Origin of the sequence: Pseudomonas sp. FR229a, from assembly GCF_030209115.1 — a bacterium.
In the GTDB taxonomy this organism is placed as follows: domain Bacteria; phylum Pseudomonadota; class Gammaproteobacteria; order Pseudomonadales; family Pseudomonadaceae; genus Aquipseudomonas; species Aquipseudomonas moraviensis_A.
In genome coordinates, this window is the sequence record NZ_JARVSP010000009.1 from 36310 (window position 1) to 56403 (window position 20094).

Consider the following 20094-nt stretch of genomic DNA (forward strand, 5'->3'; position numbering starts at 1 on the left):
TTCGACCTGTTTGATAGCTTTGACGACCTATTGGAGCCCCCATGGAACTGCGTCATCTGCGTTACTTCATTGCCGTCGCCGAAGAGCTGCATTTCGGCCGCGCCGCGCAGGTGCTGGGCATTTCCCAGCCACCGCTGAGCCAGCAGATTCAGGCGCTGGAGCAACAGCTCGGCGCGCGATTGTTCGAGCGCACCAATCGTCGGGTCGAGTTGAGCGAGGCGGGCAGGTTGTTTCTGCAAGAGGCGCGGCTGGTGCTGGCGCAAGTCGACAAGGCGGCGGACGTCGCCCGCCGCGCGCAGCTTGGCGAACTTGGCGAACTGAAGATCGGCTTCACTTCGTCGGCGCCGTTCAACTCGACGATTCCGCAGGCGATTTTTTCCTTCCGTCAGCGCTTTCCGGCGGTGCATCTGAACCTGCGCGAGATGAGCAGCACCATGGTCGCCGATGCATTGGTCGATCAATCGATCGAGGTGGGCATCATGCGTCCGTTGGGCTTGCCGGATTCATTGAGTGTGGTTGAGTTGATGCGTGAGCCGTTGGTGGCGGTGCTCAGTTCCAAGCATCCGTTGGCGCAGGGCAGCGACGAAGGCCTGTTTCTCTCGGCGCTGGCGCTGGAGCCCTTCGTGTTCTTTCCGCGCAGCTATGGCAGCGGGCTCTATGCACAACTGCTCAGTCTGGCCCGCGATGCCGGATTCAGTCCGCACTTCGCCCAAGAGGCGGGGGAGGCGATGACGATCATCGGTCTGGTCGCGGCGGGGCTTGGAGTTTCGGTGTTGCCGGCGTCCTATCAGCGGATGCGCATCGACGGCGTGGTCTACCGCCCGCTGATCGATCCCGAGGCAATTTCAGCGGTATGGCTGGTGCAGCGCAAGGACCAGAAATCGCCGATGGCCAAGGCGTTTGTCGAACTGCTTACGTACAAGGTTGAGCCACTGACGGTGTGAAGGCGGCTGGCGCTTTCGCGAGCAGGCTCGCTCCCACAGTTGATCTCGGGTCAAAACCGAAGTTGCGTATGACGCCCTATTCCCTGTGGGAGCGAGCCTGCTCGCGAAGAGGCCGGAAGCGGCCTGCGCTCCCGAAAGGGGCTTGTGAGACTCTGAGGATCCTGGGTAACCAGCCATCGCAGAGCCAGGCAGGTAATCGGCGATGACAAGCCGACCTGTCTGTGAAAGGGCGCCAAACGGCGCCCTTTGTCATTTCTGGCGCTTACTGAACCTTCGCCAGATCACCCTTCAACGCAACGCCCGCCATGATCGCGCCGGCGTGGCACTCGTAGGTTTGCGCGTCCTTGCGCTCGTTGCGTTTGTAGAAGCTGACGATGTTGGTCACGGCGTTGGCGCCGGCATTTTTTGCGGCCTGATGCAGGCTGATGATTGCCGATTGGGCGACCCACTCGCAGGCGACTTCGTCAGATTTGTTGAAGGCGTTGGTTTTCTTGTTGGTCACGGCGTCGGGGCTGACGACGGTGACTTTGCCGGCCGGGGTGTTGCCGGCCAGATAGAATTTCACGCTGCCATCGATCTTGCCCGAGCGGGTGGCCTCGGCGACGGCTTTGTCGAATGGCAGGTAGACCGCTGTGTCGCGGGCCTGGCTGACCGCTGGCAAGGCGCAGAGCAACAGAGTGACGGCGGCGAGTTTGTGAAAGTGCATGAAGGTCTCCTTGACCTGGATTGATTCGGTTATGCCCAGCGGCGGAAGATCAACGAAGTGTTGACGCCGCCGAAAGCGAAATTGTTGTTCATCACGTAGTCGTGATGCATCTGGCGGAATTCGCCGCGCAGGTAATCGAGCTTGCCGCAGTGCGGATCGACCTCGTCGAGGTTGAAGGTGTGCACGTACTGGTCGCGGTTGAGCATTTCGATGCTGAACCACGATTCCAGCGCACCGCAGGCACCGAGGGTGTGGCCGAGAAAACTCTTCTGCGAGCTGATCGGCATGTGCTCACCGAACAGGCTGCTGGTGGCCAGTGTTTCGGCGATGTCGCCCTGCTCGGTCGCGGTGCCGTGGCCGTTCACATAACCGATGGCATCCGGGCTGAGGCCGGCATCTTCCAGGGCCAGTTCCATGGCGCGGCGCATCGTGACCTGTTCCGGGCGGGTAGTGTGCTGGCCATCGGCGTTGCTGCCGAAACCGACAATTTCCGCGTGGATATGCGCGCCACGGGCGAGGGCGTGTTCAAGCTCCTCAAGCACCAGCATGCCGCCACCCTCACCGATCACCAGACCGTCACGGCCCTTGTCATACGGGCGTGGGCTGGTCTGTGGTGCATCGTTTTTCAGACTGGTGGCGTAGAGCGCGTCGAAGACCATGGCTTCGGTCGGGCACAGCTCTTCGGCGCCGCCAGCGAGCATCAGTGGCAAGCGGCCGAACTTGATCGCCTCGTAGGCGTAACCGATGCCCTGGCTGCCGCTGGTGCAGGCGCTGGAGGTCGGAATCAGGCGTCCGGTGAGGCCGAAGAAGATGCTGATATTGGCCGCGGTGGTGTGCGGCATCATCCGCACATAGGAGTTGGCGTTGAGCCCCTCGGCCACCGAGTTGAGCAGCATGTTGCCGAAAGCCTTGATCTCGTCAGTGCTGCCGGTGGACGAGCCGCAGGCAACGCCCATGCGCCCGTCCTTGATCGATTCGTCGCCGAGCAGGCCTGCGTCGGCCAGGGCTTTTTCCGCCGCCGCGACCGCCAGGCGGGAAACCCGGCCCATGCTGCGCAATTGTTTGCGGGTCCAGTGCGATGGCACGACAAAGTCATCGATGGGGCCGGCCAGACGCGTGTTGAGTTCAGTGAAGCGATCCCACTCGTCCATGCGGCGAATGCCGCTGCGGTTGGCTGCGAAGTTGCCGGCAATGGTCTGCCAGTCGCTGCCCAGCGAGGTGATGCCGGCCATGCCGGTGACGACGACGCGCTTCATCAGCACAGGCCTCCGTTGACTGCCAGAACCTGACGGGTGATGTACGAAGCTTCCGCCGACATCAGGAAATTCACCGCAGCCGCTACTTCTTCAGGGGTGCCCATGCGCTGCGCGGGGATCATTTTCATCAGCTCTTCCACCGGTACGTTTTCGTCGAGCATGGCCGTGTCGATCAGGCCCGGGGCGACGCAGTTAACGGTGATTTTGCGCTTGCCCAGCTCGATCGCCAACGCCTTTGCCGCGCCGATCACCCCGGCCTTCGAAGCGCTGTAGTTTACCTGGCCACGGTTGCCGATCAGACCCGACACCGACGTGATGCAGACGATGCGCCCGGCGGCGCGGCGACGGATCATCGGCATCATCACCGGGTGCAAAACGTTGTAGAAGCCGTCGAGATTGGTGCGCAGGACCACGTCCCAATCGTCATCGCTCAGCGCCGGAAACGCGCCGTCGCGGGTCAGCCCGGCGTTGAGCACTACCCCGTAATAGGCACCGTGGTTATCGACATCGGCTTCGAGAATGCTTCTGCAGGTGTCACGGTCGGCAACATCGAATTGCAGAATGCGCGCACGGCGACCCAGTGCTTCGATTTCGGCCTGCACCGCTTGGGCTTCGGTCATGCCGTTGCGGCAATGCAGGACGATGTCATGCCCGGCTTGCGCCAGACGCAAGGCAATGGCGCGGCCGATGCCACGGCTGGAGCCGGTGACCAGTACGGATTCAGTCATCGTGCGACTCCTTTGTCTGTTGCAGGTATTGGTTGGCTTCGGGCGGGCGGAACACGTTCAGCCGTGCGCTGGCATGAATGCCGTCGCCATGGATATGGCATTCGAACACGCCCATGCCATTGTCGTCTTCCAATGAGCGAATGCCGTGGACGGTCAATTCGCTGCCCGGCGCAAAGGCTTCGACGTTGCACTCGAACTTGCGCGTGCCGAGGAGAAAGCCCAGCTCCACCGGATTGCCTTTTTGCCGCGCGTGGCAACCGGCGAAAGCGGCGACGCTCTGCGCCATCAGCTCGACGCCGACCCACGCCGGCAGGCTACCGTCGGGCAGGTTGAACAGGCCGTCGGGCTTGACCTTCAGGCGAGTGAAGATCTGCTCGTCATCGAAGCGCTCGATGGCGTCGATCAGAATCATGTCGCCGGCGTGCGGCAGCAGTTCGGCGAGCGGCCAGTGGCTCATGGGGCGTCTCCGATTATCAGGCTGACGTTGTTGCCGCCGAAGGCAAACGAGTTGCTCATCAGGTAGCGCGGTGCAATGGACGTCAGGCGCTCGCTCGCAGTCACCCACTGCAGGGGCGGCAGCGCGGGATCGGCCTGGCCGTCCCAGATGTGCGGCGGCAGCGCCTGTTCAGGGTTGTCGGCGCTCAGGCTCAGCCAGCAGAACGCCGCTTCCAGTGCGCCAGCCGCGCCGAGGGTGTGGCCGGTCAGCGGCTTGGTCGACGAGCAGGCGACGCCGTTGGGAAACAGCGCCGCGACCGCCAGACTTTCCATGGCGTCGTTGTGTTGAGTGGCGGTGCCGTGCAGGTTCAGGTAGTTGATTTGCGCGGCTTGCAGATTGGCGCGGCCAAGGGCTTTTTGCATCGCTTGCAGGGCGCCGCGACCGCTCGGCTCTGGCGCGGAAATATGGTGCGCATCCGAGCTGGCGCCTGCGCCGAGCAGGGCAATCCCCGGACCTTCGCCGCGCTGTTTGCTCATCACGAACAGCACCGCTGCTTCGCCGATATTGATGCCGTTGCGGTTGGCCGAAAAAGGATTGCAGCGTTCATCTGAAACGGCTTCCAGCGAAGAAAAACCGTTCAGGGTGAGCTTGCACAGACTGTCGACGCCGCCGCACAGCACCGCATCGCACAGGCCCAGATCGAGCAGACGCTGAGCACTCATCAAAGCGCGGGCGCTGGAAGTGCAGGCGGTGGAAATCACGTAGGCCGGACCGCTCAGTTGCAGCCACTCGGCGAGAAAATTCGCCGGAGCGCCAAGTTCCTGCTGGCGATAGTCATACTCGCGAGGAAACTGTTGCTCGCGGATGTAATGCGCCAGACCCCGGCTCGCCTCGTCGATGCCTGACGTGCTGGTGCCGAGCACGACGCCGATGCGTTCACGGCCATAGGTCTGGATCGCGCGATCGATGTCGTCACGAATCTGCAGCGCGGCTTCCAGCAGCAGTTGGTTGTTGCGACTGCTGTGCTCGATCAGTTCGGCCGGAATCGCGGCCAATTCACCGTGCACGGCGGCCACTGGCAGCTCACGCTCGGCAACCCGGCCGGCCTCGCGGCGCATCCCCGAACAGTCGCCGGCGAACAGATTGCGCGCGACTTCAGACTTGTCGCGGCCCAGGGCGCAGATTACGCCGAGGGCATTCAGGTAAGCGGTCATGGCGTCGATTCACCTAACTGGGAAACGCGATAGTGCGGGCCTTGGGGCAGATTCAATTCGAAGCTCAACGGTTGTGAATAGCGAACGTTCCAGCGCGCCGGCAGAGAACGCTGATCGGTCTGTTGCCGGGCGTCGGGATAGTTGCGCAGCAGTTCGGCGGACGGGGTCAGGGCGAACAGCAGCGCGGCGAACAACTCCCGCGCCTCGGGATTGGGCGGCAGCAGGCCGTCGGCCTGCCAATGCCCGTCGATCAGTTGCTGACGGGCTTGGGGAATGCCCAGCGGATCCATCATCGACCAGCGCGTGCCGGCGCCTTCGCGCTGGATCACCAGCAACCAGTCCTGACGCTGCCCGGCCTGCTCGCGTTCGATGTGCAGTTGCAGCGGCAGGGGCAGCGTCGGGTTGGCCGCTGGCAGCGGTGCCTGGCTGGCGCAGGCACTGAGCAAAAGGGCGCAGAACACCATCATCAGCCATGCCACAATCCTTGTAGGAGTGAGCCTGCTCGCGATAGCGGTCATGCATTCAAAATAGTCATTGGCTGACCCACAGCTATCGCGAGCAGGCTCACTCCTACAGGTTATGCGTTGCATGAGATAGCACCTGCAAGCGGCTTGCGCGCGACGACATTCACCAGCGTCTCTTCGCGTTCGCCAAACGGCTTCGGCTTACGCAACCCCAACCGCTCCAGCAAGCCAAAGTCCCTCGACCGGCTCCACCACAGGTACGGGTAGGAAACATTGCGCTCGGCAAACTCGAAACCCTGCTCGCGAATCATCTGCAGATACCCGGCGGCGCTCTTTTGTACGTGCATCGGATGACGGAACAGCCAGCGGATGACCCAGGTATCGATATAAGCCTCGGTGGACTCGGCGAACAGCAGATAGCCGCCCGGTTTCAGCACGCGATAGAACTCGGCCAGGGCTTTTTCCTGCTCGACCAGATGATGGAAGGTCTGGTGACAGAACAGCAGATCGACGCTGGCATCGGCGACCTGGAGCGTTGCGCAATCGCTGCCGATCAACTCGACCGGCATGCTCAGGCGCGCAGCCTCTTCGCCGCTCAGGTGCAGGCTGTGCGGGTCGGCGTCGACGCCGATCAGGCGCTGCGGGGCAAAGGTCTGGCGCAAGTGAGCGAACGACTTGCCTTGCCCGCAACCGGCGTCCAGCAGCACCGGCTGTTCCGGCAGCGGCTCACTGAACAACTCACGCAGATCATTGATCGCCACGCGCAGCACATGGTGCTGCCAGGTGTGGCTGCGCAGGAACCAGAAGCCGAAGCGGGTTTCCTCGACGTAACTGTCGCTCAGGTAATTCATGAGGCGTCCTGCGCGCAGAGTTCGGAAATCATCTTCAGCCGGCGCCGCGCTTCGCTGACGAACGGGTTGCGCTCGTCCCAGGCGTAGCCGGCGAGAATCGAGCAGATCATCCGGCGAATGTCCGCCTGGCTGTCCTCGTAGAAAATCACGTCCTGAAAGGTACCGGCGTACCAGCCTTCGACGTAGCAGCGAAAGGTGTCGACGCCGCGTTTCAACGGCTCGGCAAATTCCCGTTGCCAGTCGACCGTTTCACCCCGCAACTGACGGTGCAGCACGCCGGCGGCCATGCTCGCCGAACGCATGGCGATGGTCACGCCGGAGGAGAACACCGGGTCGAGGAATTCCGCGGCATTGCCCAGCAGGGCGAAACCCGGGCCGTGCAGGGTTTTCACGTTGGCCGCGTAACCGCCGAGGGTACGCGCCGGGGTGTCCCAGACCGCGTTGTTGAGAACCCTGGCGAGGCTTGGTGTTTCGGCGATGAAACTGCGCAGGCAGGCATCGAGGTCGCTGTCGCGGCCCTGGAAATGTTCCTCGGCCGCGACCACGCCCACGGAGCAGCGACCGTTGCTGAACGGGATGGTCCAGAACCACACGTCGCGGTGCTGCGGGTGAGTGGTGACGAGGATTTTTTCCCGGTCGAACGCCGGGCTGTCGATGTGATCTTCAACATGGGTGAACACGGCCTGACGCACCGGGAAATTCGACGGCGCTTCGAGGTCCAGCAGACGCGACAGCACGCGGCCGTAACCGCTGGCGTCCAGGACGAAATCGGCTTCGACGCGGTACTCGCTGCCATCTTCGCGGCGCACATCAAGGAGTGGTTTCGCCTGATCGAAATCGACGCTGACGATCGCATCGCCATAACGGATTTCCGCACCTTGCAATGCTGCTTGATCGGCCAGCAACTTGTCGAAATCGGCGCGCTGCACCTGGAACGTGGTCGGCTTGCCGGCGGTGAAAGTGTCGCCAAAATCGAAAGCGCTGTAGCGCTCGCCCCAGGCAAACGCTGCGCCGGTCTTGCGCTGGAAACCAGCGGCGTTGACGGCGTCGAGCATGCCGGCTTCTTCGACGAAATCCAGGCAATGGCTGAGCAGGCTTTCGCCGATGGAGAAGCGCGGGAAGTGCTGACGTTCGAGCACCAGCACATCGTGGCCCTTGCGTTTGAGCAGGGCCGCGGCGATAGCGCCGGACGGGCCGGCACCGATGATCACGACCTGACGGGATTCCATTTCAACGATTGGCACGTGAGCTCCGGGGCAAAGGACTGTTCAGATTCAGGGGTGCGCGATGCAGGCCGATCAGGGCCGGCAGCAGCGTGGCGATCAGGCCCATCAGCATCAGCGCGAAATACAGCGCCGGGGTGATGAGCTGTTGTTGCAACAGCAGGTTGAGAAAGACGATTTCGCTCAGGCCGCGAATGTTCAGCAGCACGCTTTCGCGCCAGCGACTGGCGCCCGCGAACGACCCGCCTGCCCAGCCGAGGCCGAGCCAGTTGCCGAGCAGTTTACTGGTAATCGGCAACAGCAGCAGCGCCGCCCATTGTCCGCCGTCGAGACTGGCAAGAGCGCTGTGCACGTCGATCTGGACGATGCCGAACGTAAGGATCAGCGGGATCGCGATCCACACCTGCAAACGGCTCATCCAGCGCGCCGGCAATGGCAGCACCAGCGGCACTTTCAGCACCGCCATGCACAGCAGATAGCCGATGCCGAAAATCAGTGCGTTGAGTTTGTAATGCTCGGCCATGACCAGCAGCGCGAAGAATCCGAGGCTGTAGGTCAGCGGGCGACGCACGCGTAGCAGATACAGGAACAGCGGCACGCCAGCCATCGCCAAGGGCAGCAACAGGCTGCTCAGCTGCAGGCTGCCCTGGGCGAGGCCGAACAGCGTCCAGCAGGTCAGGTCGATGAGGATCGCGGTCTGCACCAGCCGACGAGTGGCGGCGGGCGGATAATCGATATGGCGCAGGTACAGATACAGCACCGGGATCGCGGTGATCGCGAAGACCAATCCGATCGCCAGTGAGTTGAGCCATGGCTGCGCGGGCAACAGCCAGTGCGCGGCTGCCAGACCGCAGGCGAATGGCACGATGAAACTCGGCAGGGCAATTTTCACGCTCTGACGATCGAGTTTCAGGTCGATCACATCGCTGAGAATGTGCCCGAGCAGCAAGGCGAAACTCAGGCTGTAGAGGCTTTTCAGCCAGTCCGGCGCGATCAGCTGTGCACCGCTGAGCTGCCAGCCCGGCTCGATCCAGAAGTACATCAGCAGCGGTAAGCCGAAGCTCGCCAGCAGCAACTGACTGACGATCGGAATCAGGCCGAAATGGCGGCCGACCCGGGTCGCCAGCGCAAACAACGCCAGGGCCAGCAACCAGAAGCCGACAACCATCATGCTGCTGTCTCCGAAACCGTTTCATGGCGCCCGGCCCATGGCGCGAGCATGAAGCTGAACGCCAGACCGAGGCTTACCGACAGGCCGAAATTGCTCACCGCCGGCGTGCTGGACACTGCCAGCAGGCCGAACGACAGCCATGTCGTTAGCGCCGCGAGCAGGGTGCCGAGCAGGCTCACCGCCGCGCCGCCCACCTGTTCACGCATGAGGATCGCGTAATCGACGCTGATCGCCGTCACCAGCAGCAGGCCGAACAGGCTGAACAGAGTCAGCGGCTGACCGAGCCAGCCGAGGCTGGCCAGACTGCACAGCGCTGCCAGCAGCGGCAGGGCAACGATACGCAGCGCGCCGGTGAGGCCGAACGGCAGAATCAGCACCAGCACGATCAACACGCAGGAGGCCAGTTTCAGTTCGGCGGCGCTGATCTGCGTGGCGGCGAACACTTTGTTCAGATCACCGAGGCGATCGACCAGCACCACTCCTGGCAAGTCCAGCGCCTGCACGCGCAGCAACGACGGATTGTTCAAGCCCTGCAGGCTGGTCATTGCCGCAACACCGTCTTCAGTCGGGCCAAGCCATAGCGTGCGATACGGCTCACCGAGCGGGCCGGCCAGCGCGGCGTCGATGTCTTCGGCGGGCAGGGTCTGCAACTGCTGCAATTCGTTTTGCAAAGCCGCCGCCGGCACGCCGAGGTCGAGCAGCGGTTGCCAGAACGATGGCAGCTTGCTCAGTGATTCGCGCACTTGCTGTTGCTGGCTCGGCGCGCTGACCAGTTGATCGAGGGCGAGAAAGCCCTGCAGCTTGTCGAGGTTGACCAGCTGCTGCAGACGCTCGCTCAGCGCCGCCTGGCGCTCAAGCAATTGCTCCTGATTGGCGGCGCGAATGAGGAAGAACTGGCTGGTCGGTTGGAAACCGGTGATGCGCGCGATGGTCTGCGCTTCGTCGGTCAGGTGCTGCGGCGCCCCGACCCATTGGCGGATGTCGTTCTTGCTTTGCAACTGCATCAGACCGCCGACGCAGAAGGCGATCAGCAGGGCCAGCAGCACGGGCGTGCGAATGCAACCGAGCAGCGCTTCGCGCAGATGAATCAAGCGTTCGGCCAGGCGCAGCGGCCATTGCGCCGGGCGCAGTTCGACATTTTTCAGCAGCGCCGGCAGCAGACAGACCGCCGACAGATAGGCGCCGAGCAAACCGGCGGCGGAGAAAACGGCGATCTGCGTCAATGCCGGGAACGGGGTCCACGCCAGCGCCAGATAGCCGATGACGCTGGTGATCAGGCTCAGGGTCAGCCCCGGCAAAGTCAGGCGCAGGGCCGGCCAGCTGCGCCAGGGCTTGAGGCTCCAGCTCTTGGACAGATAGTGCAGCGGGTAATCCACGGCGACGCCGATCAGGCTCGAACCGAGCACCAGCGTCATCACATGCATGTGACCGAACAGCACCACGCAGGCCACCGCGCCGAACAGCATGCCCACCAGCACGGGAACGAAGGCCAGCAGCACGCGCCAGCGACGAAACGCCAACAGCAGCAACAGCAGAATCCCGACCGTCGCGCCGCCGCCGACCCAGGTCATTTCGCGGGTGGCCTGTTGTTGGCCGTTAGCCGCATACAGCAGGCCACTGGCGGCAAGCAACTGCACGTCGTTTTTCGCTGCCTGTTCACGGCTGTGCTGGAGCAGATCCGCGACTTGCAGCGGCAGGTTCATGTCGAAGGCGTTGCCGGTGGTGCGCGCCCGCAGCATCACCCAGCTCTTGCCGTCGGCTTCGGCGATCAGTGCGCCGCTGCCGATGTCCAGTTGCACCGCGCCGTGTTTCGGCTGGCTGTTCTGGATGCGCCCGGTCAGGCCCAGCCAATCGTCCTGACTCGGCACCAGGGTAAAGCCGTTGAACGGATCGAACAGCGCCTGCACCCGCTGCTGGATGAACACGTCGGGGTGTTCGCTGAGCAGCTGCCGATCATCCGCCGAGAGCATCGCCAGGCGCCCTTGCAGCAATTGCGTGCGTAGCGCTGGCAAGTCGGCGTGCAGATTCCACTGCACGGTTTCGAACAGACCGCTGGCCTGCCATTGCTCGCCCAATTGCCGGGCCATGGTCAGTGCTTGCTGGCGATCGGCGTGGCCGACCAGTACCAGCATTTCGCGGTTGAGCGGCTCTTGCATACGCTGCTCGGCGCGCAATTCCAGCGCGTCGGGATTGGTCCCGGGCACCAGCTCCATGAGATTGGCCGACAACGGCGCACCGTCGCGCCACTGCCACGCGGCCAGCGCGACGACGGCCAGCAGCAGGCTCAGAAACAGCCAGGGCAGCCTGCGTTCACTCGGCAAAGTCATGTTGCTCCGCTTCGCTCAAGGGTTGCTCGGCGGTGCTGTCCTGCGTGCGCAGCAGGGTGCTGTCGCCCTGGGTTTCCAGCAGTTCGATGGTTTGCACCAGAGCACCGCCGTCGATATTGATTTGCTGGAACACCTGCTTGAGCAGCATCGAACGCGGTGTCAGGGTCAGCTTCCATTGTTGCGCCGTGCCGCTCAGGGCCAGCTCGAAATCCCGTTGCAAACCGCTGCTGTCACCTTGCAGCACAGCCAGGAACAGCCGGTTCTGCTCGGCACCGGCGCTCTTGTTCGGCAGCAGTTGCCAGCCATTGGTGTCACGGCGGGCGATGCCTTTGGCGGTGATGCGGTAGTCCTGTTGCAGCGGGGTTTTCAATAGCCACAGCAAGCCATGCGTTTTCGCGAGGACGAAGCTGCCCTTGCTGATCAGCGGCTGCGGCAGGGCGCGCAGGTGTTTTTCCTGAATGAACTGGCCGTGGATAACGTCCGGTTTCGCCAGTTGTTCGCTGAGCTGTTGCATGTCGAAGGCATGGGCCCATGACGACACGGCCAGCAGCGTCAACGCGCCAAGGCTTTTGAACAACACATTCATCGCAGCATCCTTTCCACGGCATCGGTGAAGACTTTCGGTGAAGCCAGCTGCATCTCGCGGCTGCTGACTTCGACGGCGACCTGCACCGAGCTGGCGCGGGTCAGGCGCTCGCCGGTCTGCAGGTCGGTGATCAGGTAATTGATCTTCAGGCGGTTTTCCCACTCGACCAGACTGGCGCGCACATTCAGCCGTTGACCGAACACCGCGCTGCGCACGTAGCGCAGCTGCAGGTCGATGATCGGCCAGGCGTAACCAGACTCGACCATCTGCGTGTAGTTGTGGCCGATCTTGTCCAGCAGCGCGCAGCGCGCCACTTCCAGGTATTTGACGTAATGGCCGTGCCAGACCACGTGCATGGTGTCGACGTCGAAGAACGGCACCAGAATCTCGGTATCGGCGTGAAGCACTCCGGCACTACGCATGCAGCCTCCAGTGTTGCGCGGCGATGCGTTGCAGGCACAGGCGCAATTCGCCTTCCAGCGCGCGGTCTTCGATGACCGGCGGGAAGTCTTTGCCCAGTTCTGCGTGCATCGCCGCCAGCGCCGGCGGCAGCGGACGCGCATCGAAGGCTTGAGCGCGCAGCCACACGCCCTGATTGGCGGCGAGCAGCGTGGCGGCGGCAACCTGCTCGGTCAGCTCCAGCACGCGAATCGCATCACGGGCGGCGATGGTGCCCATGCTCACCTTGTCCTGGTTGTGGCACTCGGTGGAGCGCGAGAACACGCTGGCCGGCATGGTGTTCTTCAGCGCTTCGGCGGTCCAGGCACTGGTGCCGATCTGCACCGCCTTGAAGCCGTGATTGATCATCGCCCGATCGGCGGGTGCGCCGGACAGGTTGCTCGGCAAGCCGTGGTTGTAGCGTTCGTCGACCAGCAGCGCCAGTTGCCGATCGAGCAGATCGGCGACGTTGGCCACGAGGTTTTTCAGGCTGTCCATGGCGAAGGCGATGTGCCCGCCGTAGAAGTGCCCGCCATGCAGAACGCGCTCGGCTTCGGCATCGATAATCGGGTTGTCGTTGGCACTGTTCAGTTCGGTTTCGATGAAACCGCGCAGCCAGTTCAGGCTGTCCGCCAGCACGCCGAGCACATGCGGCGCGCAACGCAGCGAGTAACGATCCTGCAGACGATGCAGCGGCGCGGTTGGCGCGTCGATCGCCAGATCCTTGCGCAGCCACGCGGCCACCTGCATCTGCCCCGGATGCGGCTTGGCGGCGAACAGGCGCTCGTCGAAGTGCTCCGGATTGCCCTGCAGCGCGACGACGTTGAGTGCGGTGATGCGGGTGGCCAGTCGCAGCAGATAATCGGCGCGGGCGAAGGCGAGGCAGGCGAGGCCAGTCATCACCGCCGTGCCGTTCATCAGCGCCAGCGCTTCTTTCGGGCGCAGTACCAATGGCGTCCAGCCGAGTTCGCGATGCACATCGGCAGCCTGCCGACGCTCGCCGCGGAACATCACTTCGCGCTCGCCGGACAGGGTCGCGGCGACGTAGGACAGCGGGGTCAGATCGCCGCTGGCGCCAACCGAGCCTTCCTCGGGAATCAGCGGCAGGATGTCGTATTCGAGAAATGCATGCAGACGCTCCAGCAGCTCCACGCGCACCCCGGAGACGCCGTGACACAACGACTGCAAACGCGCTGCCAGCACCGCGCGGGTGGCTTGCGCGTCGAGCAGCTTGCCGAGGCCGCAACCATGGAAAGTATAGAGATGACGCGGCAGCGCCTCGACGTGATGCAGCGGTACCGCGACCACGCAGGAATCGCCGTAACCGGTGGTGACGCCGTAGATCACCCCTTCTTTGTCCAGCAGCGAATCGAGAAAACGCGCGCCCTTGGCGATGCGCTCGCGATAGTCGGCGTCAGCCTGCAACTGCACGGGCGCCTGACGGTTGGCCAGGGCCAGCACGTCTTCGATGCGCAGAGGGCGTTCGCCGAAGGTTACCGGCTCATGGGTTGGCGTCGTCATCGGTCTTCCAGAAAGGGTAAAAGTTGAACCATTGCTGTGGGGCTTCGAGGCAATAGTGACTCAGGCGCTGCGCGTAGCGGGTGGCCCACTGATGAATGACCTGCTCGCGCTCGCGGCGTGTCCACACCACCGCGTCGGCGAACGGTTCGAGAGTCAGGCGATAGTGGCCTTCAGGTTGCTTGAGGCACATCAGCAGATTGACCGGGCACTTGAGCAGGCCGGCCAGCAACCACGGGCCTTGCGGAAACGGCGCCGGGTGGCCGAGAAAATCCACAGTGACACTGCGCCCGCCGTGCAGCGGCACGCGGTCACCGGCGATCGCCAGCCACTCGCCGCGCTCCAGGCGTTCGTGCAGTTGCAGCATGATCACCGGGTCGAGTTCGCTGACCTGGATCAGGCGCAGGTTGGTCGCCCCGGCCTCACCAAGCAGGCGGTTGAACTGCTCGGCGTGCTTGGTGTGCACCAGCACGTTCATGGTGACCTTTTCGCCGATCTCCGCCAACGCCCGGCACACTTCGAGATTGCCCAGATGCGCGCCGACCAGCAGTTGTCCGCGACTGCCGCGCAACTGCTTGCGCAGCAGCGCCGGGTCGATGATTTCGATCTGTTCGATGCTCAGTTTGCCGTTCCACACATCGAGCTTGTCGAGCAGCGAATCGGCGAATGTCATGAACTGGCCGAATACCCGCCAGTGGCTCGGGCGCAGGTCGGCACGCTGACTCCACTCGGCCAGACGCTGCTGGTACTGCCAAGCGCTGCGCCGGGCGATGCGGCCGAACAGGAAAAAATACAGCACGATGGCGTACAGCAACGGACTCAGCAGGCGCCGGCCAAGCACTTTGGCGGCGAATGCGGTGAATTTCATCAGCAGGAAACTGCCGCGTTCTTCGCGGTCGGCCCAGTGCTTGTTGTCGACTTCTTCGCTCATGGTTTCCACCGCCGCCAGAGGATCAGCGGCCAACGCAGCAACATGCCGAAAAACAGCCGCGTGTGCATGCTGGAGATCAGCGCGTTGTCGTGGAACAGGCGAAAGTGCGACACGCCGTCCAGCGGGTAATGCACGCTGGTCTGCAGCCAGCGCATCGGCTGATTGCGCCAGGCCAGGCGCACGAGAATGTCCGAATCGAAATCCATGCGTTTGCCCACCTTGGCCGAGTCGATCACTGCCAGGGTTGGCGCCAGCGGGTAAACGCGAAAGCCGCACATCGAATCGCGAATCTGCAACGACAGGCTGTTGATCCACACCATTACGTGGGTCAGATAGCGCGCGTACAAACGTCCTTTCGGCACGCTCTCGTCAAACAGCGGATAGCCGCAGATCATCGCCTCCGGATAAGCGCGGGATTCGGCGACGAAGCGCGCGACATCGTGCAAATCGTGCTGGCCGTCGGCATCGACCTGCAAGGCATGGCTGTAGCCCAGGCGCGAGGCTTCGCGCAGACCGGTCATCACCGCGCCGCCCTTGCCCTGATTGGCGGTCAGGCGCACCAGGTGCACGTTATCGCATTCGGCCAGAGCGTCGAGGATTTTTGCGCAGGAGGGCTCGCTGGCGTCGTCCACCAGAATGCATGGCAGACCTTGCGCGAGCAGAGCATCGACCACGGTGCCGATTGCGGTTTCGTGGTTGTAGACCGGGATCACGGCGCAAGGGTTATGCATGGAATACATCCCCTCGCCACAGGTTATGCATTGCCAACTCCTAGCAGGATTCGGCCGCTGGAACAGGTCGCCGTGTCATTGCGATAAGCGAAATACAGTTTGCTGCGCTCCGGATCGAAACGCAGGTGTAACTGGATTTCATCGCCGGGGCGCACCAGTTGCTGGAACTTCAGCACTTCCATGCCGGCAAACGGGCCGGTCAGGTTGAGCAATTGGCGACCCAGGTTCAATGCCCATTCCACCTGCACCACACCAGGTAAAACCGGCGCCTTGGGGAAGTGCCCGCTGAAGTAGGCCAGATCCGGCGGCACGCTGAGTTGCAGGCTCCACTCACCTTCGGTTTCGCTTTGTTCCAGCACTTCGGGCGCTTTTGGTCGTGCGGCCAAAAGCAACGCTTCGACGTCGGCTTGCGCCAGTTTGCCCTGGCTGTTGAATGGCATTTGCCGCAGCAGGCGCCAGCGTCGGGGCAGGGCGAGGGCTTCGCAATGCTGACTCAGATGTTTGCGCAGTATTTCGGTCAGGCCACGGCGGCCGTGCTCGCGCAGGGCGAACAGGCCAGACTCGCTGAGTACCAGCAGCGCACCGAGCGAGGCGCGGTTTTCCTGCACGACACCGAGGCGCGCTTCAGCGACCCAGTCGTGATCGATCAGAGCCTGTTCGAGCATCGGCAGCGAGATGCGTTTTTCTTCCAGTTTGACGATGCGGTCGAGCCGCCCCAGCAGTTCGAAGCGACCGTCAGCGGCAATGCGCGCGGCGTCGGCGCTGTGTTCGATGTGGCCGGCAGGCAGATAAGGCGAGGCGATCAGCAGGGCGCCGTCGCTGTCCTGGCTCAGTTCGACGCCGGCGAACGGCTGCCATAACGACTCGCCCTGGCGCCAGGCGATGCCGCCGGTTTCCGAACTGCCGAGGATTTCCGTCGGCCATTGCTGCAAGCGCTGTTGCAGACTTTGCGCGGCCTCCAGCGGCAACGCGCCACCGGAAGAAAATACCCGGCGCACGGCCCTCAAGGCCGGCCAGTCGAGGTTGTCGCCCATGCGCTTGAGCAGCGCCGGGCTGGCGACCCAGGCAAAGGTCGGGTGCTCGCGGCTGGCGCGCTGCAAGTCTTCGGAAAACGCCAGTTGCCGGCGCACGAATGGACGTCCGGCGCACAACGGCCACAACACGCGAAACAGCAGACCGTAGATGTGTTGCGTGGCGACACTGCCGATGATGCAAGCCTCACCGAGGTCTGCGCCCCACAGCTGCTCCAGCGCCTCGACTTCATTGGCCAATTGACGCAGGGTCTTGTCGATGCGCTTGGGCTCGCCGCTGGAGCCGGAGGTGCACAGGCTCAGTCGGCATTGATCGAGATCCAGTTCGGCGCCGGGTAAACCCGGTTGAGTGAAGTCATCGAGCTGCGCGTCGCCCGGCTGATCGGTCAGCCACAGATCGACTTCAGGGGACCAGCGCTGACGCGTCTGTGCTTGCAGGTCTGCCGGCAGCAACACGCTGACGCCGGCGCGCCACGCGCCAAACAGGGCGATGGCGAGGTCGGCGGCATCTTCCAGGTGCACGGCCAGGTGTTTCACGCCTTGGCCTTGCAGGCCAGCGGCAACGCTCAGGGCCTGCGCGTGCAACTGCGCGTGATCGAGAGCCGGCGCCTGGCAGATCGCCCGTGCCGGCAGTGTCTTGAGCAACAGCTGCTCAAGTTTTATCCAATTCATGTACGGCCTCTTACCCGTTGTCGTATCAGCCATTCAATGGCAAACATCAGGCCGATCAATCCGTAGGAGATCAGGCCGGTGTACAACATCCACCAATCCAGCGGCGCCCACAGGGTGAGGAGGGCGGCGCACAAACCGTTGCAGAAGAAAAACACGCTCCAGGCCAGCGTGACCTTGCGTGTGTAGCGAACGGCAACCTCCGGCAGCTCCGGCTCGCGCAAGCGCGCCAGACGCTCGACCATCGGCGGGCCGTATTTCAGGCTCACGCCGAACAGCACCAGCATGAACGCGCTGATCAGCACCGGGTACCAGCGCAGCAATTGCGGGCTGTCGAATACCGCCAGCAACAGGCAGAACGCGATCGCTACGCAGGCCATCCACAGGCTGCCGGGCTTGCGTTCGCCGGTCAGGGCGCGCGCCAGCCACAGGCTGCCCAGCAGCAGCGCAAATTGCCACGGGGCGAAATGCTCCATGCCGAAATACACCGCGAAGGGGTACAGCAGACCGGCCAGCAGCAGGCCGAGGCCGATCAGTCGGCTCATGCGGCCGGTTGAACCAAGCGGTAGACCGCCTCGACCACGTCACCGACAGTGCGCACCGATTTGAATTCGTCGGCGGCGATTTTGTAGCCGGTCTGGCGCTTGATGTGATCGATCAGGTCGACGGCATCGATGCTGTCGATTTCCAGATCCTGATACAGATTGGCGTCCATGCTTACACGGGCCGGATCCAGTTCGAACAGCTCGACCAGGGCATCGCGCAGGGTGTTGAAAATATCGTCACGAGTTTGCATGGTCCGGTCTCAAGCTGCCTGTTTTGCCGTGACGAATGCCGCAAGGCTGGCCACGTTGGTGAAATGGTTGCGGGTGTCTTTGGCATCGGCGTCAATCTTGATGCCGTATTTTTTCTGGATCGCCAGGCCCAGTTCCAGTGCGTCCACGGAATCCAGGCCGAGGCCTTCGCCGAACAATGTCTGCTCGTCGCCGATGTCCTCGGGGCTGATGTCTTCGAGGCCGAGGGCCTCGATGATCAGCAGTTTGATGTCACGCACCAGGCTAGCGGTGTTCAGTTCGCTCATCTGCGGCGAGCTCCTTAATGAAATAGTCATGCAAATAATCGTTGAGCTTGCGCGAGGCCTGCGGTGCGGGGCCTTGCGCGGCGAAGGTCTGTGGGTCTATATCGGCCCCCACGCGAAAACTGAAGTGCACGCGGCGATGGGGGATGCGATACCACGGCTCGGCTTTGGTCAGGGTGGTCGGGCTGACCTTGATGATCACCGGGGTAACGATTTTCGCACCGCGCAAGGCAATCGCCGCCGCCCCCCGATGAAAGGCCGGCGCCTGCCCCGGCCGGGTGCGCGTGCCTTCGGGGAATATGATCAGGGTCTGGCCGTCCTGCAACGATTGCGCAGCGGCATCGAGCATATCCATGCTGCCGTCATTGCTGATGTACTCGGTGCGGCGCAGCGGGCCACGGGTGAAGGGGTTTTCCCAGAGGGTCTTCTTCACCACGCAATTGGCGTGGCGCACCAGACCGATGAGAAACACCACATCGATCAGCGACGGGTGGTTGGCGATGATCATCTGCCCCGGCCGGCCAAGTCGTTCGGCGCCCTCGATGTCGTAGGTGAGCACGCCGGTGCGCGCCATGAACCGCACGAAAAACCAGAACAGTCGGCTGACCGTACGCCGGGCGCGCAGGCGATGTTCAAGTGCGTCACCGGGCAGGCAACCGAGCAGCGGAAATACCAGCAGGCGCAGACACAGCCCGCCGAGCCCGAACAAGGCGAAGCTCGCAGCAGTGGCCAGCAGGCGCCAGTAATAGGCGTCGCGGTGTTTGGCGGTCACGGGTTGCGATGCCAGGTCCATACACGATTTTTCCACGCATGTTGGCAATCAGGTTGCTGGCCGAGCAGGGTCCGCAGCAGGTTGAGCGCGTGCGGCCAGTGCGCCTTTGACCGGGTTTCGGTGCTGCTGTTCAGGGTCAGCCGCCAGTCGGTACCCGGCGTCAGCAACAAACCGAGCGCGTAAGGGAATGGCACATCATCGACCCACTGTGAGTACGCCTCGGGTGGTTGCTCTTCGGTAATCACCAGCAGCACCGCCGGGGCGCCCTCAGCAAGCAGTGCCGCCGCTTCGAGCATGCCATGTTCCAGACCGTCGCCAGCGGCAGCGAGGGCGGTCATTTCGCTGGTTTCGCCGCGCATGATCGACCACAAACCGATGATCGCGTTATGCACCGAAAGGCTGAACTGGGTCGGCGACAGAGGTTGTTCGGTGGCCAGATCGCGGAGGATTTCAAACGTGCGAGGGGTTTCACCGTGCCGCGAGACGAACACCAGCGGCAGATTGTTCCTTCCGTCGGCCAGCGGCCAGCCAACGCTGAAGGCCATCCGCGCCAGACGGCTGAGGCGGCGGCGTTGCATGGCCGGCAGAAACGACACATCGGGCGCGGCATCACTGCTCTGGAGCACGACCGGTTGTCGGCTCCAGGCCTGCCAGGCGTCCACGCTGTCGAGCCCCGGGGCCCACGCGCGCCATTGGGCGATGTTGAAGTTGATCACGGACATTCATCCCGCCCCTGCGGGCTTTCGTTGACGCGTTGAGTCGCCAGCGCCGCAGCAGGCTTGGCTTGGCGCAGGGCGCCGGGTGGCGCGCATTATCCCGGTGCGACGGGTGTGTAGCAAATGTTGGTTACATTTTGCCCAACAAAATGTACCGAGCGGTTCGTCAGGTGGCTATCACTTGGCCATTATCCATATTCCCCGCGGCCTGTCTGTCAGGAGTCTCTGCGATGGCTGGCGGTTTTTTCCATGGCTGAGCGTCGATATTTACACCTGACGGCGTAGTCCATGTCCGTGAAGGTAG

22 protein-coding genes are annotated in these 20094 nt (G+C 63.1%); 1 reads left to right on the plus strand and 21 read right to left on the minus strand.

Annotated elements, in window-relative coordinates; genetic code table 11:
• Positions 1-41 precede the first annotated feature (41 nt).
• Positions 42-944, plus strand: coding sequence for a LysR family transcriptional regulator (locus QRN33_RS09190; RefSeq protein ID WP_285408185.1), 903 nt, complete (start codon positions 42-44; stop codon positions 942-944).
• Between the two features lie 262 nt (positions 945-1206).
• Here the strand turns inward: QRN33_RS09190 and QRN33_RS09195 are convergent, their stop codons facing one another.
• The 21 genes from QRN33_RS09195 to QRN33_RS09295 form a co-directional block, all read right to left on the minus strand.
• On the minus strand, positions 1207-1650 hold the full coding sequence (locus tag QRN33_RS09195) for a hypothetical protein (RefSeq protein ID WP_064363258.1): 444 nt from the start codon (positions 1648-1650) through the stop codon (positions 1207-1209).
• Between the two features lie 29 nt (positions 1651-1679).
• Positions 1680-2906: a beta-ketoacyl-ACP synthase gene (locus QRN33_RS09200; protein WP_083354036.1), complete on the minus strand. Its 1227-nt coding sequence runs from the start codon at positions 2904-2906 to the stop codon at positions 1680-1682.
• On the minus strand, positions 2906-3634 hold the full coding sequence (gene fabG, locus QRN33_RS09205) for a 3-oxoacyl-ACP reductase FabG (RefSeq protein WP_042608704.1): 729 nt from the start codon (positions 3632-3634) through the stop codon (positions 2906-2908). The genes QRN33_RS09200 and fabG overlap by 1 nt, the downstream gene beginning before the upstream one ends.
• The gene (locus QRN33_RS09210) at positions 3627-4091 is read right to left on the minus strand and encodes a hotdog family protein (RefSeq protein ID WP_285408188.1); all 465 of its coding nucleotides are present in this window, start codon (positions 4089-4091) and stop codon (positions 3627-3629) included. Before QRN33_RS09210 ends, fabG begins: the two co-directional genes overlap by 8 nt.
• Positions 4088-5284: a beta-ketoacyl-[acyl-carrier-protein] synthase family protein gene (locus QRN33_RS09215; protein ID WP_285408191.1), complete on the minus strand. Its 1197-nt coding sequence runs from the start codon at positions 5282-5284 to the stop codon at positions 4088-4090. The genes QRN33_RS09210 and QRN33_RS09215 overlap by 4 nt, the downstream gene beginning before the upstream one ends.
• On the minus strand, positions 5281-5751 hold the full coding sequence (locus QRN33_RS09220) for a hypothetical protein (RefSeq protein WP_401202108.1): 471 nt from the start codon (positions 5749-5751) through the stop codon (positions 5281-5283). Before QRN33_RS09220 ends, QRN33_RS09215 begins: the two co-directional genes overlap by 4 nt.
• Positions 5752-5861: 110 nt before the next feature.
• Positions 5862-6599 carry a class I SAM-dependent methyltransferase gene (locus QRN33_RS09225; protein ID WP_285408193.1) on the minus strand — a complete coding sequence of 246 codons (738 nt, stop codon included), beginning with the start codon at positions 6597-6599 and terminating at the stop codon, positions 5862-5864.
• Entirely contained in the window at positions 6596-7843 is a 1248-nt protein-coding gene (locus QRN33_RS09230; RefSeq protein ID WP_285408194.1) for an NAD(P)/FAD-dependent oxidoreductase, read from the minus strand. The genes QRN33_RS09225 and QRN33_RS09230 overlap by 4 nt, the downstream gene beginning before the upstream one ends.
• Entirely contained in the window at positions 7830-8993 is a 1164-nt protein-coding gene (locus QRN33_RS09235; RefSeq protein WP_285408196.1) for a cation:proton antiporter, read from the minus strand. Before QRN33_RS09235 ends, QRN33_RS09230 begins: the two co-directional genes overlap by 14 nt.
• A complete protein-coding gene (locus tag QRN33_RS09240; protein ID WP_285408198.1) occupies positions 8990-11320 on the minus strand; it encodes an MMPL family transporter in 2331 nt (776 codons plus the stop codon). Before QRN33_RS09240 ends, QRN33_RS09235 begins: the two co-directional genes overlap by 4 nt.
• Positions 11304-11906: an outer membrane lipoprotein carrier protein LolA gene (locus QRN33_RS09245; protein WP_285408199.1), complete on the minus strand. Its 603-nt coding sequence runs from the start codon at positions 11904-11906 to the stop codon at positions 11304-11306. Before QRN33_RS09245 ends, QRN33_RS09240 begins: the two co-directional genes overlap by 17 nt.
• The gene (locus QRN33_RS09250; protein ID WP_042608713.1) at positions 11903-12328 is read right to left on the minus strand and encodes an acyl-CoA thioesterase; all 426 of its coding nucleotides are present in this window, start codon (positions 12326-12328) and stop codon (positions 11903-11905) included. Before QRN33_RS09250 ends, QRN33_RS09245 begins: the two co-directional genes overlap by 4 nt.
• On the minus strand, positions 12321-13865 hold the full coding sequence (locus QRN33_RS09255; protein ID WP_285408202.1) for an HAL/PAL/TAL family ammonia-lyase: 1545 nt from the start codon (positions 13863-13865) through the stop codon (positions 12321-12323). The genes QRN33_RS09250 and QRN33_RS09255 overlap by 8 nt, the downstream gene beginning before the upstream one ends.
• Positions 13846-14793, minus strand: a complete 948-nt coding sequence (locus QRN33_RS09260; RefSeq protein ID WP_285408203.1) for a lysophospholipid acyltransferase family protein — start codon at positions 14791-14793, stop codon at positions 13846-13848. Before QRN33_RS09260 ends, QRN33_RS09255 begins: the two co-directional genes overlap by 20 nt.
• A complete protein-coding gene (locus QRN33_RS09265) occupies positions 14790-15524 on the minus strand; it encodes a glycosyltransferase family 2 protein (protein WP_285408204.1) in 735 nt (244 codons plus the stop codon). Before QRN33_RS09265 ends, QRN33_RS09260 begins: the two co-directional genes overlap by 4 nt.
• A gap of 23 nt (positions 15525-15547) precedes the next feature.
• Positions 15548-17227 (minus strand): acyl-CoA synthetase family protein, encoded by a 1680-nt coding sequence (locus QRN33_RS09270; protein WP_285408205.1) that lies wholly within the window; start codon positions 17225-17227, stop codon positions 15548-15550.
• Complete coding sequence (locus tag QRN33_RS09275) at positions 17224-17769, minus strand: COG4648 family protein (RefSeq protein ID WP_042608716.1); 546 nt, start codon at positions 17767-17769, stop codon at positions 17224-17226. The genes QRN33_RS09270 and QRN33_RS09275 overlap by 4 nt, the downstream gene beginning before the upstream one ends.
• Positions 17766-18020, minus strand: a complete 255-nt coding sequence (locus QRN33_RS09280; protein ID WP_123419848.1) for an acyl carrier protein — start codon at positions 18018-18020, stop codon at positions 17766-17768. The genes QRN33_RS09275 and QRN33_RS09280 overlap by 4 nt, the downstream gene beginning before the upstream one ends.
• Before the next feature lie 9 nt (positions 18021-18029).
• On the minus strand, positions 18030-18305 hold the full coding sequence (locus QRN33_RS09285) for a phosphopantetheine-binding protein (protein ID WP_285408209.1): 276 nt from the start codon (positions 18303-18305) through the stop codon (positions 18030-18032).
• Complete coding sequence (locus tag QRN33_RS09290; RefSeq protein WP_042608718.1) at positions 18283-19095, minus strand: lysophospholipid acyltransferase family protein; 813 nt, start codon at positions 19093-19095, stop codon at positions 18283-18285. Before QRN33_RS09290 ends, QRN33_RS09285 begins: the two co-directional genes overlap by 23 nt.
• Entirely contained in the window at positions 19071-19796 is a 726-nt protein-coding gene (locus QRN33_RS09295) for a beta-ketoacyl synthase chain length factor (protein WP_285408211.1), read from the minus strand. Before QRN33_RS09295 ends, QRN33_RS09290 begins: the two co-directional genes overlap by 25 nt.
• Positions 19797-20094: the final 298 nt, after the last annotated feature.

Excerpts from the sequence above, each read along its gene's own strand:
- QRN33_RS09260 (WP_285408203.1), bottom strand. The coding sequence starts at position 14,793 with ATGAGCGAAGAAGTCGACAACAAGCACTGGGCCGACCGCGAAGAACGC.
- QRN33_RS09225 (WP_285408193.1), bottom strand. The coding sequence starts at position 6,599 with ATGAATTACCTGAGCGACAGTTACGTCGAGGAAACCCGCTTCGGCTTC.
- QRN33_RS09250 (WP_042608713.1), bottom strand. The coding sequence starts at position 12,328 with ATGCGTAGTGCCGGAGTGCTTCACGCCGATACCGAGATTCTGGTGCCG.
- QRN33_RS09255 (WP_285408202.1), bottom strand. The coding sequence starts at position 13,865 with ATGACGACGCCAACCCATGAGCCGGTAACCTTCGGCGAACGCCCTCTG.
- QRN33_RS09210 (WP_285408188.1), bottom strand. The coding sequence starts at position 4,091 with ATGAGCCACTGGCCGCTCGCCGAACTGCTGCCGCACGCCGGCGACATG.
- QRN33_RS09200 (WP_083354036.1), bottom strand. The coding sequence starts at position 2,906 with ATGAAGCGCGTCGTCGTCACCGGCATGGCCGGCATCACCTCGCTGGGC.
- QRN33_RS09215 (WP_285408191.1), bottom strand. The coding sequence starts at position 5,284 with ATGACCGCTTACCTGAATGCCCTCGGCGTAATCTGCGCCCTGGGCCGC.
- QRN33_RS09190 (WP_285408185.1), top strand. The coding sequence starts at position 42 with ATGGAACTGCGTCATCTGCGTTACTTCATTGCCGTCGCCGAAGAGCTG.
- QRN33_RS09195 (WP_064363258.1), bottom strand. The coding sequence starts at position 1,650 with ATGCACTTTCACAAACTCGCCGCCGTCACTCTGTTGCTCTGCGCCTTG.
- QRN33_RS09270 (WP_285408205.1), bottom strand. The coding sequence starts at position 17,227 with ATGAATTGGATAAAACTTGAGCAGCTGTTGCTCAAGACACTGCCGGCA.
- QRN33_RS09265 (WP_285408204.1), bottom strand. The coding sequence starts at position 15,524 with ATGCATAACCCTTGCGCCGTGATCCCGGTCTACAACCACGAAACCGCA.
- QRN33_RS09235 (WP_285408196.1), bottom strand. The coding sequence starts at position 8,993 with ATGATGGTTGTCGGCTTCTGGTTGCTGGCCCTGGCGTTGTTTGCGCTG.
- QRN33_RS09280 (WP_123419848.1), bottom strand. The coding sequence starts at position 18,020 with ATGCAAACTCGTGACGATATTTTCAACACCCTGCGCGATGCCCTGGTC.
- QRN33_RS09245 (WP_285408199.1), bottom strand. The coding sequence starts at position 11,906 with ATGAATGTGTTGTTCAAAAGCCTTGGCGCGTTGACGCTGCTGGCCGTG.
- QRN33_RS09240 (WP_285408198.1), bottom strand. The coding sequence starts at position 11,320 with ATGACTTTGCCGAGTGAACGCAGGCTGCCCTGGCTGTTTCTGAGCCTG.
- QRN33_RS09285 (WP_285408209.1), bottom strand. The coding sequence starts at position 18,305 with ATGAGCGAACTGAACACCGCTAGCCTGGTGCGTGACATCAAACTGCTG.
- QRN33_RS09295 (WP_285408211.1), bottom strand. The coding sequence starts at position 19,796 with ATGTCCGTGATCAACTTCAACATCGCCCAATGGCGCGCGTGGGCCCCG.
- QRN33_RS09275 (WP_042608716.1), bottom strand. The coding sequence starts at position 17,769 with ATGAGCCGACTGATCGGCCTCGGCCTGCTGCTGGCCGGTCTGCTGTAC.
- QRN33_RS09220 (WP_401202108.1), bottom strand. The coding sequence starts at position 5,751 with ATGATGGTGTTCTGCGCCCTTTTGCTCAGTGCCTGCGCCAGCCAGGCA.
- QRN33_RS09290 (WP_042608718.1), bottom strand. The coding sequence starts at position 19,095 with ATGGACCTGGCATCGCAACCCGTGACCGCCAAACACCGCGACGCCTAT.
- fabG (WP_042608704.1), bottom strand. The coding sequence starts at position 3,634 with ATGACTGAATCCGTACTGGTCACCGGCTCCAGCCGTGGCATCGGCCGC.